Annotated in this window: 14 protein-coding genes; 6 read left to right on the top strand and 8 right to left on the bottom strand. The window is 75.5% G+C overall.

Annotated features, from left to right (window positions below; genetic code table 11):
* Positions 1-331: 331 nt before the first annotated feature.
* Positions 332-1,546, top strand: coding sequence for a pre-mycofactocin synthase MftD (gene mftD / locus WIS52_RS27115; RefSeq protein WP_349301225.1), 1,215 nt, complete (start codon positions 332-334; stop codon positions 1,544-1,546).
* A gap of 7 nt (positions 1,547-1,553) precedes the next feature.
* Here mftD and WIS52_RS27110 read toward each other — a convergent pair whose 3' ends face one another.
* The gene (locus WIS52_RS27110) at positions 1,554-2,447 is read right to left on the bottom strand and encodes an oxidoreductase (RefSeq protein ID WP_349301224.1); all 894 of its coding nucleotides are present in this window, start codon (positions 2,445-2,447) and stop codon (positions 1,554-1,556) included.
* A 172-nt stretch (positions 2,448-2,619) separates the two neighbouring features.
* Between WIS52_RS27110 and WIS52_RS27105 the strand changes: the two genes are divergently transcribed.
* The 3 genes from WIS52_RS27105 to WIS52_RS27095 all read left to right on the top strand — a co-directional run bounded on the left by WIS52_RS27105 (position 2,620) and on the right by WIS52_RS27095 (position 4,670).
* A complete protein-coding gene (locus WIS52_RS27105; protein WP_349301223.1) occupies positions 2,620-3,084 on the top strand; it encodes a hypothetical protein in 465 nt (154 codons plus the stop codon).
* Positions 3,081-3,404, top strand: a complete 324-nt coding sequence (locus WIS52_RS27100; RefSeq protein ID WP_349301222.1) for a winged helix-turn-helix domain-containing protein — start codon at positions 3,081-3,083, stop codon at positions 3,402-3,404. The genes WIS52_RS27105 and WIS52_RS27100 overlap by 4 nt, the downstream gene beginning before the upstream one ends.
* Positions 3,405-3,485: 81 nt before the next feature.
* The gene (locus WIS52_RS27095) at positions 3,486-4,670 is read left to right on the top strand and encodes a cytochrome P450 (protein WP_349301221.1); all 1,185 of its coding nucleotides are present in this window, start codon (positions 3,486-3,488) and stop codon (positions 4,668-4,670) included.
* On the opposite strand, the gene WIS52_RS27090 is transcribed toward WIS52_RS27095, so the two are convergent.
* From WIS52_RS27090 to WIS52_RS27080, 3 genes are all read right to left on the bottom strand, one after another.
* Positions 4,632-6,044 carry a PepSY-associated TM helix domain-containing protein gene (locus WIS52_RS27090; RefSeq protein ID WP_349301220.1) on the bottom strand — a complete coding sequence of 471 codons (1,413 nt, stop codon included), beginning with the start codon at positions 6,042-6,044 and terminating at the stop codon, positions 4,632-4,634. The two genes, WIS52_RS27095 and WIS52_RS27090, sit on opposite strands and share 39 nt — an antisense overlap.
* Entirely contained in the window at positions 6,041-6,904 is an 864-nt protein-coding gene (locus tag WIS52_RS27085) for a DUF5134 domain-containing protein (protein WP_349301219.1), read from the bottom strand. The genes WIS52_RS27090 and WIS52_RS27085 overlap by 4 nt, the downstream gene beginning before the upstream one ends.
* Positions 6,905-7,050: 146 nt before the next feature.
* A complete protein-coding gene (locus WIS52_RS27080; RefSeq protein ID WP_349301218.1) occupies positions 7,051-7,632 on the bottom strand; it encodes a sigma-70 family RNA polymerase sigma factor in 582 nt (193 codons plus the stop codon).
* Positions 7,633-7,765: 133 nt separating this feature from the next.
* Here WIS52_RS27080 and WIS52_RS27075 point away from each other — a divergent pair, with 133 nt between their 5' ends.
* A complete protein-coding gene (locus tag WIS52_RS27075) occupies positions 7,766-8,473 on the top strand; it encodes a Dph6-related ATP pyrophosphatase (RefSeq protein ID WP_349301217.1) in 708 nt (235 codons plus the stop codon).
* Between the two features lie 88 nt (positions 8,474-8,561).
* On the opposite strand, the gene WIS52_RS27070 is transcribed toward WIS52_RS27075, so the two are convergent.
* Both WIS52_RS27070 and WIS52_RS27065 read right to left on the bottom strand, forming a co-directional pair.
* Positions 8,562-9,773, bottom strand: coding sequence for a kynureninase (locus WIS52_RS27070; protein ID WP_349301216.1), 1,212 nt, complete (start codon positions 9,771-9,773; stop codon positions 8,562-8,564).
* 8 nt (positions 9,774-9,781) lie between these two features.
* The gene (locus WIS52_RS27065; RefSeq protein ID WP_349301215.1) at positions 9,782-10,936 is read right to left on the bottom strand and encodes a DegT/DnrJ/EryC1/StrS family aminotransferase; all 1,155 of its coding nucleotides are present in this window, start codon (positions 10,934-10,936) and stop codon (positions 9,782-9,784) included.
* Positions 10,937-11,110: 174 nt separating this feature from the next.
* On the opposite strand from WIS52_RS27065, the gene WIS52_RS27060 reads away from it, so the two are divergent.
* A complete protein-coding gene (locus tag WIS52_RS27060; RefSeq protein ID WP_349301214.1) occupies positions 11,111-12,760 on the top strand; it encodes an FAD-dependent oxidoreductase in 1,650 nt (549 codons plus the stop codon).
* 24 nt (positions 12,761-12,784) lie between these two features.
* On the opposite strand, the gene WIS52_RS27055 is transcribed toward WIS52_RS27060, so the two are convergent.
* Positions 12,785-13,924, bottom strand: coding sequence for a sensor domain-containing diguanylate cyclase (locus WIS52_RS27055; protein WP_349301213.1), 1,140 nt, complete (start codon positions 13,922-13,924; stop codon positions 12,785-12,787).
* A 310-nt stretch (positions 13,925-14,234) separates the two neighbouring features.
* Entirely contained in the window at positions 14,235-15,395 is a 1,161-nt protein-coding gene (locus WIS52_RS27050; protein ID WP_349301212.1) for an aminotransferase, read from the bottom strand.
* Positions 15,396-15,565: the final 170 nt, after the last annotated feature.

The raw sequence follows: 15,565 nt of genomic DNA, 5'->3' as shown, positions 1-15,565 counted from the left end.
CGGAGCGTCACGAACGCCCGGTCCGGAGCCCTGTCTCGCCCGATCCGGGGTAGGCCGTCCCGGTGGTCCCGGTGGCGCAGCGTGAGTGTGCGTGCGGCGGAACGGGCGACAGGGTGACGCATGACCCGGCCGGGAGTGTCGCGAGCGCCGTCCTGGCCGGTCGAGCGGGTGGTGCCGGCCCCGTCGAACGGACGGGATATCACCCCTGCCGATTGTGGCACCGGGTGCCGAATCGCTACGGTGCGGACGGAGGCCGTCCCGTGACACCGTCGCTCCCGACGGTGCGGTGATCGGCACACCGAGTGACCGGGCGGACTGCGAAGGGGCAGCCATGGCGAGCACGAAGGACTGGTTCGAGACGGTCGCGGAGGCCCAGCGCCGGGCGCGCCGGCGCCTGCCGAAGTCCGTGTACTACGCGCTGGTGGCCGGGTCGGAGCAGGGGATCACGCTCTCCGACAACGTCGCCGCGTTCGACGAGCTGGGGTTCCGTCCGCACATCGCGGGCCTGCCGCCGCAGCGGGACCAGAAGACCACGGTGCTGGGGCAGGAGATCGACCTGCCGGTGGTCATCTCGCCGACCGGGGTGCAGGCGGTGGACCCCGAGGGCGAGGTCGCCGTCGCGCGGGCCGCGGCGAGCTCGAACATCCAGAACCCGCTGAACCCGGAGCAGACGGTCAGCACGGCGATGGGGTTGTCCTCGTTCGCCTCGCGGTCGGTCGAGGACGTCTGCGCGGTGCACGACAAGGTCTTCTTCCAGGTCTACTGGGCCGGGTCCAAGGAGGACATCCTGGCGCGTGCCGAGCGGGCCCGCGCGGCCGGCGCGAAGGCGCTCATCGTGACCCTGGACTGGACCTTCGCCACCCGCCGGGACTGGGGCAGCCCGCCCATCCCGGAGAAGATCGACCTGAAGGCGATGGCGCAGTTCGCGCCCGAGGTGATCACCAGGCCGCGCTACCTGCTGGACTGGGCGCGCAGCGGCCGGCTGCCGGACCTGAAGACGCCGAACATGGCGCCGTCGGACGGCGAGGCCCCGACCTTCTTCGGTGCCTACGGGGTGTGGTGGACCTCGCCGCTGCCGACCTGGGACGACATCGCCTGGCTGCGCGAGCAGTGGGGCGGCCCGTTCATGATCAAGGGGATCATGCACCCGGACGACGCCCGCCGGGCCGTCGACGCCGGTGCCACCGCGATCTCGGTGTCGAACCACGGCGGCAACAACCTGGACGGCACCCCGGCGTCGATCCGGGCCCTGCCGGCGATCGTCGACGCGGTCGGCGAGCAGGTCGAGGTGCTGATGGACGGCGGGATCCGCCGCGGGTCGGACGTGGTGAAGGCGCTGGCGCTCGGGGCGCGCGCCTGCCTGATCGGGCGCGCCTACCTGTGGGGGATGGCGGCCCAGGGCGAGCGCGGGGTGAGCAACGTGCTGTCGATCCTCTACAAGGGCATCGACGAGGCGCTGCTCGGGCTCGGGAAGAGCTCGATCCACGAGCTCACCCGGGACGACCTGATCGTCCCGGAGAACTTCACCCGCACCTCGAAGCTGTAGCTCCTTCTCAGATCGGGAAGGACACCTTGGTCAGCTCCTCGGCCCGGTCCCACAGCGCCCGCTGCACCCGGCGGTCGTGCGAGGCGGCCGAGGAGCCGACCGGGCGCGGGTGCCCGCGCGCCTCGCCGATCCCGTCCGGTCCGATGAAGGCGCCGCCGGGCAGGTCGGCCACGGTGGCCGCGAACAGCGTCGGCAGCGCACCGGCCGCGGCCGGCTGGGCGAACGCCCGGACCAGTACGGCCATCACCGTGTCCTGCACGGACTCGGTGCGCGAGTGCAGGTCGGTCGCCGCGTAACCGGGGTGCGCGGCCACCGACCGCAGCCGGGACCCGGCGGCGACGAACCGGTGCTCGAGCTCGTAGGCGAACATCAGGCAGGCCAGCTTGGACTGGCCGTAGGCGGTCCAGCGCTCGTAGCGGCGGCGCTGGAAGTTCAGGTCGTCGAGAGCGATCCGGCCGATCCGGTGCGCCGCGCTGGACAGCGTCACGACGCGGTCGGTGATCCGGTCCGCGAGCAGGCCGGTGAGCGCGGCGTGGCCGAGGAAGTTCACCCCGAGCTGCATCTCGAACCCGTCCGCGGTGCGGGCCTCCGGGACGGCCATCAGCCCGGCGTTGTTGACCAGCACGTCGATCGGGCCCTCCAGGCCGGCGGCGAACTCGCGCACCGAGGTGAGGTCGGCCAGGTCCAGCCGGCGCACGCTCGCGGCGCCGCCGAGACCGTCCGCCACGGCGTCGCCGCGGTCGGTGTCGCGCACGGCGAGCACCACACGGGCGCCCGCCTCGACCAGCGCGCGTGCGGTCTCCAGGCCCAGCCCGCTGGTCGCACCGGTCACGACCACGGTGCGGCCCTGCTGGGGCGGGATGTCGGCGGTCGTCCAGGGAGCGGGGGTGGAGCGGAACACGGGCGGGCTCCTTCGCGGGGGTCGGGACGTTCGGACGGGTGTACCCGTTCCGTGCGCGCGCTGCCCGTAGCGCCCCGCAGCGCGGTCGGGTTGACGCTCTGTGGCGATCTCGCATACGCTTTCCATGTAGAAAGTTGATGCGGATAGGAGAGTGTGCGCAATGGGAGATGCCGTGTCCGACACGCCCGAGCTCGCCCGGGTCGCCGCCGCGCGACGCGCGCTGTCCGAGCACGCCGGGTTCCCGACCTCCTACTGGGTGGTCACCGGGGCCGCGCTCGTCCTGATGGCCGGCATCCCGATCTGGGCCTCGTTCCTGCCCGGCGGTCTTCCCGGCGTCCAGTGGGCGCTGCTCGGTGTCGCCGCGGCCGCCGCGGCCTGGGCGGTGCTCCGGCGCCGGCGGTCCGGGGTCGCGCTGCCGCGCAGTGTCCGCGCGTACCCGGGCGCCCGGCGGGTGCGGCCGCTGGTCTTCCTGGTCACCCTCGCCGGTCTGGCCTCCATCCACCTCCTGGTCGGGAACGGCCAGCGCGTCGTCGCCCTCGTCGTGCTGGTCCCGGTGGCCGTGCTCATCGTGCTCGGCAACATGTGGGTGCGGGCCCGGATGCGCGACGACATCGCGGCCGGCCGAGTGACACCGTGACCGCGCCCGGCGGGTCCGCGGGCGTCCGGCACCCGATCTTCGAGACCGGACCGCGGCTGGCGTTGTGCGCGCTGCTGCAGGGCGCCGACTGGGTGGAGTTCGGTACCGCCCGCGACCTCGTCGGGGTCAGCGACTCCGCGGTCTCGAAGCACAGCCGCACCCTCGAGGACGCCGGCTACCTGGAGATCCGCAAGGGCTCGGTCGGGCGGCGGCCGCGGACCTGGCTGCGGCTGTCCGGTACCGGCCGGGCCGCGCTGGTGAGCCACCTCGCCTGGCTGGCGGGGCTGCGGGACGCGGTCGACGCCCCCCGGCAGACCTGAGAGCCCACCGCGAACCCGGGCGAGCGGGTGGCGGGACTGGTAGACATCGGCGGGCAGACACCCCCCCGGCGCCGGAGGACAGTGACGTTGCCCGCAGCCCCAGCCGTCCCGGTCAGCGACGCCGACCTGTTCTCCGAGCAGGCGCGGATCGACCCGTACCCGATCTACGACGAGCTCCGCGAGCTCGGCCCGGTCGTCCGGCTCGCGCGCCAGGACCTCTACGCGCTGCCCCGGTACGACGAGGTCCGGACCGCGCTGATGAACTGGCGGGTCTTCTCCTCGGCCCGCGGGGTGTTCGTCGACCCGGAGGTCAACGCCCAGCTCGAGGGCATCACGCTGTGCAGTGATCCGCCGGACCACACGATGATGCGCTCGGTCCTCGCGCGCCCGCTGCGCCAGGACCGGATGCGCGAGATCGCCCCGCGGATCGAGGCGGAGGCGGACCGGATCGTCACCGAGCTGGTCGGCCGGGGCCGGTTCGACGCCGCGACCGAGCTCGCCGAGCACCTGCCGATGGCGGTGGTGTCCGAGCTGGTCGGGCTCCCCGACCGGGGCCGGGACAAGATGCTGGAGTGGGCGGCCGCGATCTGGAACGTCCAGGGACCCGCGAACGAGCGGTTCACCGCCGCGATGCCCGCCGTGCAGGAGTTCACCGCCTTCGCCACCGACGAGGCGGTGCCGGGCAACCTGCGGCCGCAGGGCTGGGCGGCGCACCTCTACGAGGCCGCCGAGCGGGGTGAGATCCCGCCGGAGAAGTGCCCGGTGATGATGCTCGACTACGTCACCCCGAGCCTGGACACCACGATCCTGGCCATCTCGAACACCATCCGGCTCTTCGCCGAGCACCCCGACCAGTGGGACCTGCTGCGGGCCGACCGATCCTGGATCCCGCACGCGATCAACGAGTCGCTGCGGATCGAGTCGCCGGTCCCGCAGTTCTCCCGGGTGCTGACCGAGGAGCACGAGATCGGCGGGGTCGTGCTCCCGGCGGGGTCGCGGGTGGCGCTGCTCTACGGCTCGGCCAACCGCGACCACCGCCAGTACCCGGACCCGACGCGTTTCGACATCACCCGCCGCCCGTCGGACCACCTCGCGTTCGGCCGCGGTGAGCACGTCTGCGTGGGCATGCACCTGGCGCGGCTGGAGATGACCGCGCTGCTGGAGCGGCTCGCCGACCGGGTCGCCCGCTTCGAGGTCGTGGAGTCCCGGCCGATGGTCAACAACGGGCTACGGGGACTGGAGCGCCTCGACGTCGTCGTGTCGTGAGTCGTCGTGTCGTGAGCTGCGCCAGGCGCCCAGCGCGGCGTCGAGCAGCAGGAACAGCACGAGAGAGGCCCCCAGCACCGGCAGGAACAGCCCGCTGAGCACCGCGACGCCGCCGACCAGCGCGACCGACGCCGTCGACGGGCGCTCCCGCGATCCCGGCGGCCCGGGGAGCCTGCTGCCGGGCAGGGTCGGCCGGCGCAGCCACCACATCCGGTAGCCCCACACCACCAGGACGACGAGCGCGACCGCCAGCGCGGCCAGCGCTATCTGGTTGGCCACCCCGAACAGCAGGCCCATGTGCGCGTCGATGCCCCACCGTGCGAGCTTGGCCGCGACCGGCCAGTCCGCGAACGCGAGCCGATCGGTGATCTCCCCGGTCGCCGGGGCGACCGCCACCGAGTCCTGCTGCGACGGCCACGACCGCACCACCTGCCCGACGGTCCACGCCTCCCCGGCCCCGCCGGGCACGATCTCGACCGGACCCCCGAGACCGTCGGCGCGGGCCGTCTCCAGCACCCGCTGCGCGGTGTCCGGCAGCTCCGCGGGCGGCACCTCGGCGACCGGCACCGCGGTCGCCTGGGCCGCGGCGGGCAGGGTGCTGCTCACCGACGGCGTCGTCCAGTCGAACGCCTGGCGCATCGCGCTCACGTTCGACCCGGCGAACTGCGACCAGGTCAGCCCGGTCGCGGCCAGGAACAGGAACCCCGCCGAGGCCCACAGCCCGACCGCGCCGTGCCAGGACCGCAGCCGGGCCCGGGGCGAGCCCGTGGCGCGCGGCAGCACCCGCTCCCGGCGGGAACGGACCCTCCGGGTGACCTGGACGACCAGCCCGGACAGCGCCAGCACCGCCAGCCAGGACGCGGCCAGCTCGGCGTAGACCTGGCCCGGCGGGCCGAGCAGCAGCGACCGGTGCAGGTTGTCGATCAGGCCGCGGACCGGGAGCCACTCGGCGTAGGTGTCCTCGGTGGCCGCGACCCCTGCGGTGTACGGGTCCACGAACACGGTGCGCGCGTAGCTCGGCGGCAGGTCGGCGTCGAACGACACCCGGGTCGTCGCGCCCGGTTCCGGGGACGGCCGGACCTCGGTGACCTCCAGCCCGGGCTGGGTCGCCACCGCGGCGGCGACCTGCTCGCCGAGCGGCCGCTCGGGCCCGGAGACCGGGACCGTCAGCGCGTCGGCGTGCACCCACCGCTCGAGCTGCGGGGTGGCCGTGTAGAGCAGCCCGGTGATCGCCGCGACCAGCAGGAACGGTCCGACGAGCAGGCCGGCGTAGAAGTGCAGGCGCAGCACCAGCGGGCGCAGGCCGCGCCACCGGCCGGCACCGGACGGCGGCGGGACGGGGGCGCCGGGCCGCAGCTGCAGGTCGGCGCTCACCAGCCCGCCACCATCGCGACGAGCATCAGCACCATGCCGGCCGACATCAGCGCGTGACAGCCGGCGTCGGTACGGGGCCCGAACCCCGACGGTGCGACGGCGGCCGTGCCGGTCGCGCTCCGGTCCCGCTCGGCGACGGCCACGGCGCCCGTCCCGGCCGACGCCCGCTCGGCTCCGGCGGCTCCGGACGCGGAGTCCGGGCCGGCTCCGGCGCACGCGGCCGGGGTGTCGCCGGCGCCCGCGGACGGGGTCTCGCCGGTGTCGTCGAGGGCGGAGCGTGCGGCGGGGACGGCGGCGGTCGCGTCGTCGCCGGTCCGGGCCCCGGAGGCCAGCGCCCGCGCCGCCCAGAACCCGGCGGCCCCGAGCAGTGCGACGCAGAGCAGGACCGTCACCGCCACGGCCCAGCCGGCCTGCCCGGCGGCGTGCGTCATCCCCTCGTGGCCGGCGCCGTGACCGGCGTGCCCGGAGTGACCACCCGCGGACGCCGACGCCTCCATCGGCATCGGCATGATCAGCGGCATCGCGGCGACCATCCACGCCATCGCCGCGGCCATCAGCGCGTGGGCCGGCGCGCCCGGGCACCCGGTCGCGGGCCGGCGTCGCCGCTGCACGGCGATCACCGCGAACCACACCGCGAACCCGCCGAAGAGCAGGATCTGCACCCACTCGGCCGTCGTCCCGAACCAGGTCCAGGTCATGACGACCATGGCCGCGCTCATCAGCAGGTGGGCGAGCTCGGAGGTGCGTCGCAGCGGCGGGTGTGCCGCCGCGACCGCCTCGGACCAGCGCAGCAGCGCGTAGACACCGGTGGCGGCGAACAGCGCGGTCAGCGCGATCGCCAGGGGCAGGGACGAGATCACGGGTCCTCCTGGTGGAGCAGCCGAGCGGGGAGCGACGGCGGTGTGGTGCGCAGGAGTGGTCGTCGGCGGGGGCGCCGCGGTTCCCGGCCGTTCCCGGCTGCGAGGTCGGTCACGATCCGCGGCCCGGGCGCCGCGCGCGGAGCGGGTCAGCCCGGCGCGATGTGCGCGGCGGGGCCGGCTGCCGTTCCGGGGCCGAGGGCCGTCACGAGGTCCTCGCGGGCACGGGCGACGCGCGACCGGATGGTGCCGACCGGGCACCCGCAGACCTGGGCGGCCTCGGCGTAGCCGAGGTCCAGGACCTGGGTCAGCACGAACGCCTCCCGGCGGTCCGGCGCCAGGTCCTCGATCAGCGCGCGGAGCAGCACCGCCTCGTGCACGCCGGTCCGCGGCAGCGCGCGTTCCAGCACGTCCTGGGTGGCCTCGCCCAGGTCACGCACCCGCGGGCGGCGCACCGCGGTGCGGACGGCGTCGGCGGCGACCCGCCGCGCGATCGACAGCAGCCAGGTCCGCCCGCTGGACCGCCCGGCGAACGACGGCAGCGAGCGCAGCGCCCGCAGGTAGGTCTCCTGGGCGAGGTCCTCGGCGTCGGCCGGGCCGTTCAGGTGCACGAGGAAGCGGTGCACGTCGGGCTGGGTGGCCCGCACGAACGACGCCAGCGCGGCCCGGTCGCCACTTCCGGCGGACAGCGCCCAGGCCGTCACCGTGGAGTCGTCGGGGCGTGCGGACACGTCGGCAACGGTAGCCGCGGTGCGGCGCGGGCGGTGACGGCGCCGGGGCCGCCGTCCGCCCACCGGGCCGCGGCGGGGGACGAGCGGGCCGACCCTTCCGGATCGGCAGCATCGGGATGGATACGGTCGGGCGGTGACCGATGTCTGGGTGAGCTGGTCCGGGGGCAAGGACGCGGCGACGGCGCTGGCCGCGGCGCGGGCGTCGGGCCTGCGGGTGACCGGCCTGCTGTGCACGGTCTCGGTCCCGGAGGGCGCGGTGGACGGCGCCGCCGAGGTGCCGATCCACGGGGTTCCCGAGGTCCTGCTCGCCGCGCAGGCGGCCGCGCTCGGCCTGCCGCTGCACCGCGTCGTCCTGCCGCCGCGCTGCCCGGACGTCCGTTACCGGGAGGCGGTCCGCACGGCGCTGGCCGGCGCCCGGGACGCCGGGGTGACCCGCCTGGTCTGCGGGGACCTGGCGCTGGCCGACGTCCGGGCGTTCCGGGAGTCGGTGCTCGACGGGACCGGCGTCGCCGGGGAGTTCCCGCTGTGGCGGTCCGACGGCACGGCCGGCACCGCGGAGCTCGCCCGGGAGATGATCGACGGTGGGCTGCGGGCGGTCGTCGTCGCCGTCGACCCGGCCCGGGTCCCGGCCGAGCTGGCCGGTCGCCCGTTCGACCACGACCTCCTGGCCGCCCTGCCGGAGGGGGTGGACCCGTGCGGCGAGAACGGTGAGTTCCACACCTTCGTCACCCGCGGCCCCGGGTTCGCCCACGAGGTCCCGGTGACGGTCGGCGGCACCCGCGAGCGCGACGGCCACGTCCAGGTGGTGCCGGCCCCGGCGGGCCGGGCCCCGGCGGGCTGAGCGACGGTGGGCTGAACGACGGCGGTCCGCACTTTGCGACCCGGCAGCGCCGGTCGCGCACGGCCCGGGCCGCTCCGGTCGCGCACGCTCAGAGTTCGACGAGCTCCCGCAGCACCGACAGCCCCGCGTGCACCTCGGCGAACGACGTCGACAGCGGCGCGAGACCGATCCGCAGCCCGTCCGGGGCCCGGTAGTCGGGGATCACCCCGGCCGCGTGCAGCGGCGCCAGCAGCCCGGCGAACCCCGGCCGGGTCAGCGTGACGTGCCCACCGCGGCGGGCCGGGTCGCGCGGCGAGGCCACGGTGACACCGCGGGGGACCAGCCAGGCGTCGGCCAGGTCCAGGGCGTAGCCGGTGAGCCGCAGCGACTTGCGCCGGACCGCGTCGATGCCCGCCTCGGCCAGCATCTCCAGCGACACCTGCAGCGGCACCGTCGCCAGCACCGGCGGCGTCCCGGACAGCAGCCGCCGGATCCCGGCGGCGGGGACGAAGTCCGCGGCCATGTCGAACGGCTCGGCCCGGCCCACCCAGCCACGGACCGGCTGCGCGAACTCCGCCAGCAGCCCCTCGCGGACGTAGCCGAACGCCGGCGCGCCCGGCCCGCCGTTCAGGTACTTGTAGCTGCAGCCCGCCGCCAGGTCGACGCCCCAGGCGTCCAGCTCGAGCGGGACCGACCCCGCCGAGTGCGAGAGGTCCCACAGCACGAGCGCGCCGGCGTCGTGGACGACCCGGGTGATCGCGGCCGCGTCGGCGACCCAGCCCGACCGGTAGCCGACGTGGCTGAAGCTCACCAGCGCGGTCCGCTCCGAGACGGCCCCGGCGACGTGCTCGGGCGTGATCCCGCCGGCCGGGTCGGTGGTCACCCGCCGCACGGTCAGCCCGCGCTCGGCGGCGACCGCGTCGAGGACGTCGCGGTCGGTGGGGAAGTTCCCGGCGTCGGTGACGATCTCGTCGCGCCCGGGGAGCAGCCGCACCGCCGCGTGGGCCAGCTTGTGGAGCAGCACCGTCGTCGAGTCGGCGACGACCGTCTGCCCCGGCGCCGCGCCCAGCGCGAGCGCGCCGAGCCGGTCGCCGACGTCGGTGGGCGAGGTCCACCAGCCCTCGTCCCACCCGCGGATGAGCCGGCCCGCCCACTCGTCGCGGACGAAGGCGGCGAGCCGCTCGGCCGTCTCCGCGGGCGGGCGGCCGAGCGAGTTCCCGTCCAGGTAGGCGACGACGCCCGGGGCCGGCGCGAACCGGTCCCGGAACCCGGCGAGCGGGTCCGAGGCGTCGAGCGGCCCGGGATCGAGGACGTCGGTCACCCGGCCGGTCAGCCCGCCATCTTCTTCGCCAGCAGCCGGAACGCCGGCGACGGCAGCTCCGGCGCCAGGTCGACCGCGCAGGTCCGGGCCAGGATCTCCAGCGTCCGCGGGCAGGCCGTCGGGCCGTGGTCGATCTCGGCGTCCACCGCGGCGTACGGGTCCAGCGCCGGGTGGATCGGGTTGCGGGCCCGCAGCGAGCGCCAGTTGGTGTAGACGTGCCGGCCGGTGTCGATCAGCCGGTGCACCCCGCGGTGCTCGCCGAACGCGACCGCGTCGGCCTCGGACTCGAAGGTCAGCGCCAGCCCGGCGGCGTGCGCCGGATCGTGGTGCAGCACCGGCGCGACGCCGCGGCCGAGCCGCCCGGCGAGCGCCTCCAGGACGATCCCGCGGTGCTTGTTCCGGCGGGCGATCTGCGCGTCGAGCGCGGCCAGCTGCGGGCGCAGGACGGCCGCGGACAGCTCGGGCATCCGCAGGTTCACCCCGACGATCAGGTCGGCGTCCGAGCCCGCGAATCCGGGCCGCTCGTAGCTGCCCACGTCGTGGTACATCGACGCCCGCTCGAACAGCGCGGTGTCGTTGGTCATCAGCGCGCCGCCCTCACCGGAGCGGATGTTCTTGTGCTGGTTGAAGCTGAAGGCGGCGGCGTGGCCGATCGACCCGACCCGGCGGCCGCGGTAGGTGACGCCGATCGCCTGGCAGGCGTCCTCGACCACGACGAGGTCGTGCGCGGCCGCCACCTCCATGATCGCGTCCATGTCGGCGACGTGGTTGCCCATGTGCACCGGCAGCACGGCCTTGCTGCGCGGGCTGATCCGGTCCTTGAGGTCGGCCGGGTCCATGGTCAGCGACTCGTCGATCTCGACCAGCACGGGGACCGCGCCGACCGCCAGCGCGGCGGCCGCCGTCGACACCCAGGTGTAGGCGGGCACCAGCACCTCGTCGCCCGGGCCCACACCGGCGCCGACCAGGGCCGCGACCAGCGCGCTGGTGCCGCTGTTCACCGCGAGCGCGTGCCGGGAACCGATGGCGGTGGCCAGCTCGTTCTCGAAGCGCCCCACCTCGGAACGGTCACCGCCGGTGAACCGGCCGAGTTCACCCCGTCCGAGCACCTTGACCGTCGCAGCCATACCCCGCGCGGTCGTCGTCATCGCGGCGAGTCCCATAATCATCCTTTCGGGTCGGTGATCACGGGGCCGGACGGGTCCGGCACGATCACCGTGTCCGATGCTCCGGACAGCCGGTCACATAGGCAATGAACCGGACACGACGGTAACCGACCGCCGGGACGGCCCGAGGGCCTCACCCCCCGGCAGACGATCGAGAGGATCCGCGCCGCCATGCTCATCGACACCCGTCGGGCACTCCCCGGTTCGTGGTTCGAGGCCGAGGTCTGCGTGATCGGTAGCGGGCCCGCGGGCGCGGCGGCCGCCGCCGAGCTGGCCGACCGCGGCCTGCGCGTCGTCGTGCTGGAGGGGGGCGGCCCGGGCGTCGACCGCACCGCCCGCGACACCTACCGCGGCGTCGCCGGGCAGGGGGCGCACGACCCGGTCGACGCCGTCCGGCAGAAGCGGCTCGGCGGCACCTCCATCGTCTGGGGCGGGCGCTGCGCGCCGCTGGACGACATCGACTTCGCCGAGCGCGACTGGCTGCCCGAGACCGGCTGGCCGATCACCCACGACGAGCTGCGGCGCTGGTACCCGGTCGCGCAGCGGCATCTCGACGCCGGTGCGTGCGAGTACTCCGCCGGCGGGTCCGGGCTCCCGATCACCCCGTCCGGCGTGAGCAGCGACGTGCTCCGCTGGGACGACCTGTGGCGGTGGAGCCCGCCGACGTCGTTCGCGCCGGCCGTGCGCACCATGGCACACGCCGGACGGATCCGGCTGTTCCTGCACGCCACGGTGACCCGCCTGGAGCGCGACCCGGTGTCCGGGGCCGCGACCGAGGCCGTGGTCGTCCCCCGGCCGGGCCTGGAGGTGCGGGTCCGGGCGAAGCACTTCGTCGTCGCCGCGGGTGGGCTGGAGTCCACCCGGATCCTGCTGGCCTCCGACGGCTACGGCGGCACCGGGCTCGGCGCCGGCATCGGCGACGAGCACGGCCAGGTCGGCCGGCACTACATGACCCACCCGGTCGGCGAGGTCGGCCGGCTGCGGCTGACCCGCGCCGGCCGTGAGCTGGGGCTGGGCTACCTCCCGACCGACGACGGCGTCTACGCCCGCCGCATGCTGTCGCTCTCGGCCCGGGCGCAGGCCGACCACCGCCTGGGCAACCTCAAGGCCGCGCTGTGGTTCGCCGACCCGAAGGACCCTGCGCACGGCGACGCCCTGCTGTCGACGTTCGCGCTGACCTACTGGGGGATGGGCAAGCTCCGCACCGGGTTCAAGGCCGCGGGTACGCACGCCCAGTACTCCCGGACCACCGGGATCGGCCGGCACGTGCGCAACGTGGCGGGCGACCCGCTGCGGGTGGCCCGCTTCGCCGGCGGCTGGGCCCGTCCCCGGGTCACCGGTGAGCGGCGGCTGCCGTCGTTCATGCCGCTCGACAGCGAGCACTGCCGGCTGCGGTTCGACGCCGAGCAGGCCCCGGACCCGGAGAACCGGGTCACCCTGGACCGGGAGCGCGACGCGCTCGGTCAGCACCGGCTGCGGGTGGACTACCGGGTGTCCCCGAGCGACCGGGAGTCGATCGCGACCTCGCTGACGCTGATCGGCAAGGAGCTCGAGCGGACCGGGCTGGCGCACGTCGACCTGTCCGACGTCGAGCGGATCTACGACATGGACATGACCGACGGCACGCACCAGATGGGCCTGCTGCGGATGTCGGCCTCGCCGCACACCGGCGTCGTGGACGCCGACTGTCGCGTGCACGGCACGCCGAACGTGCACATCGCCTCCAGCGCGGTGTTCCCGTCCGCGGGTGCGGTCGGCCCGACGCTCGCGCTGGTCGCGCTGGCCTGCCGGACCGCCGAGGTCATCGCCACGGACTCCTGAGCGGGACCCGGCTCCGCGGCCGCCTCAGCTCCGGAGCAGCGTCACCCCGGTGCCGGACGCGCCGTCGAGGACCGCCCACAGGTCGTCGAGCGGCAGCGGCCGGCGCCGGGTGCGGGTGATCACCGCATGGCACGGCGTCGGCACGTACGGGAACACCGACGAGAGCCCGGAGACCGACTCGCAGAGCCGGCGGGCCACGGTGGCCAGGGCCTTGACGTCGTGCCCGGGCAGGACGAGCAGGAACTCCTCGCGCCCGACCCGGACCGCGCGCCCCGCGGCACCGGTGTGCGCGGCGATCCGGCGGGCGACCGCACGCAGCACCGAGGTCTCGGTCCGGTAGCCGTGCTGCCGGTGCACCGCGCTGACGTCGTGCACGCGGAGCAGGACCAGGCCCAGCGGCAACGTCCCGGTGACCGAGCCGTGCAGCCAGCGGTCCAGGAACGCCCGGGTCGGCAGCCCGCTGTGCGGGTCCCGCTCGGGCCCCGGCTCGAGCTCGGCGAGCCGGTTCTCCGCGGCGTCCGCCCGCCGGCGCTCCTGGGACAGCCGGCGGACCAGGCGGTCCGCGGCGGCGGCGAAGCGGAGGTCGGCCCCGGTGCCGTTCTCCTGCAGCGGCACGGCCCGGGACAGCACGTCGTCGATCGCGCCGGCCGGGCCCGGGCGGAGCCGGGCGCCCAGCTCGCGGCGCAGCCGCAGCAGCTCGGCTCGCGCGTCGGCCTGCCGGAACGACCAGCGCGCCGTGAACAGCCGCCCGCGCTCCAGGGACCGTGCGGAGCCGTCGACGACCTCCAGGTCGTGCGCCACGAGGGTGGCCCCGGACCGCGGGGTGAGCACGGTGACGCTCCACTCGCGGGCCGCCGGTTCGCCGTCCGCGAGCGGGACGACCTCCATGCCCGGCGGGAGGCCGGCCGGCGTCGGGCCGGCGAGGGCGACGACGCAGCCGGCCCCGGCGGTGTCGGCGATCCGCGCCCAGACCGGCAGCTGCGGAACGACGTACCCGGCACGCTGGAACAGGCCCAGCACGGCGATCGGGCGCTCCCGGGACGGGGCCAGCGCGAAGTCCTCGACCGCGTGCGACAGTGCGACGAGCAACGGCTTGGTCACGGTGCGTGAGGGTGGGCCGGCGTTGGGGGCTGCTGTGACGGTGTCCGCGGACGGACCGAGCACCCAGATCCCTCACTCGTATAGAGCAACGCTTACCGCGCCTGTTGCTACCGATCATGCAGAACGTGATCGCATTACGTGACCCGGGGGTGATTCATGTCGCATGCCGGCGTCGGGGGAGGACGGCGGACAGTAGCCGTCCGGCGGTGAGCGGTCCGGTCGCGGTGATCATGGCGACCTCGGCCCCGGGGCCGGCGGTGCGGAGCACGGGCCCGGGGCGGACCGGGCGTCACACTGCCGCCGCCGGGACGTGGCGCTCGACCGGGGCGCACCCGCCGGCGTGCCCGCCGCCCGTCGGTGTTCGCCGGCCGGGTCAGCGCCCGGCGGCGGTGAGCCGGGCGGCGAGCGTGGCGGCGGCGGCCTCGTCGACCGGCCCGACGCTGATTCGCAGCATCCGGCGGTCGTCGGGCAGGAACGCGGTGCCCGGGATGACCAGCGTGTCGTGCTGCAGCAGCAGGTCCCGGACGACGTCGGTGGTGGGCCGGTCGGTGTGCGGGTGCCGCACCCAGGCGAAGAAGCCGCCGAGCGAGACGAGCTCGAACCCGCCCGGCGAGTCCGCGAGCGCCGCGCCGACCGCGGCCCGGCGCTGCGCGATCTCGGTGACCCGCTCGGCCCGCCACGCACCGGTCAGGGTCAGCCCGGCGAGCGCCGCCTCCTGCCCGACCCGGGGCGCGCAGATGGCGACGCAGTCCATCAGCTTCAGCACCTCGCGGCCCAGCGCCGGCGAGGCGACGACCGCGCCGACCCGGTAGCCGGGGATCGCGAGATCCTTGGAGAACGAGTGCAGGCTGACCACCGTGTCCCGCCACGCGGGGTCGGTGAACAGCGCGTGCGGCGGCGTCGCGGGGTCGTCGCGGAACGAGCGGTAGGTCTCGTCGACGATCAGGGCGACGTCGTGCCGCCGGGCCAGCTCGGCGAACGCGGTGATCTCCGCGGGCGGGATCGCCAGGCCGCCCGGGTTGCCGGGGGTGATCAGCACGATGGCGCGGGTCCGTTCGGTGATCAGCCGTTCGGCGTCGGCGGCGCGGGGGACCAGTTGCGCGTCCGGCTCGAGGTGCACCGGCGCGATGCCGTGCATCTCCAGCCACATCACATGGTTGAAGTAGTAGGGCAGCGGGGTGATCACCTCGTCGCCCGGCCCGGCGAGCGCGGAGGCGACCAGGCTGAACGCCTGGTTGCAGCCTGCGGTGACGAGGACGTCGGACGCGTCGACGTCCCCGCCGTGGTCGCGGCGCAGGTCCTCGGCGATCGCGCGGCGCAGCGGCGGGATGCCCGGCACGGGGGTGTAGCCGCCGCGGGCCGGGTCGCGGGCGGTGTCCACGACGCGTTCGACGACCTCCGGGGCCGGCGGGAACGGCGGGGCGGCCTGCGAGAGATCCAGCAGCGGACGGTCGTCGGTACGCAGGTCCAGCAGTGCCAGCGCCTCGCCGATCGGGGAGTCGACGCCGCTCGCGGTCGTGGGGTTGAGTCGCACCGCTGTCGTGCCGTCCTTCCGTCGCGGTCGGGTGCGCCCGGGGGGATCACCGGACGGGACCGGGGCAGTCTAGTGGCGGGACCGTCGGGGCCGGCGTCGTCGCGGAGGGCGCCCGCCGCGCGCCGTGCGTGCCCGGGGCCGGCTGCGGCGCACCCGGTGCGCCGGATCGG

The organism is Pseudonocardia nematodicida, from assembly GCF_040105385.1.
Lineage (GTDB): Bacteria > Actinomycetota > Actinomycetes > Mycobacteriales > Pseudonocardiaceae > Pseudonocardia > Pseudonocardia nematodicida.
Note: the sequence above shows the minus strand (reverse complement) of the source record. Positions and strands in the feature narration are given on the sequence as shown.

What these genes read in the sequence shown, in the direction of transcription:
- mftD (WP_349301225.1), top strand. Translation starts at nt 332, where the DNA reads ATGGCGAGCACGAAGGACTGGTTCGAGACGGTCGCGGAGGCCCAGCGC.
- WIS52_RS27065 (WP_349301215.1), bottom strand. Translation starts at nt 10,936, where the DNA reads ATGGGACTCGCCGCGATGACGACGACCGCGCGGGGTATGGCTGCGACG.
- WIS52_RS27060 (WP_349301214.1), top strand. Translation starts at nt 11,111, where the DNA reads ATGCTCATCGACACCCGTCGGGCACTCCCCGGTTCGTGGTTCGAGGCC.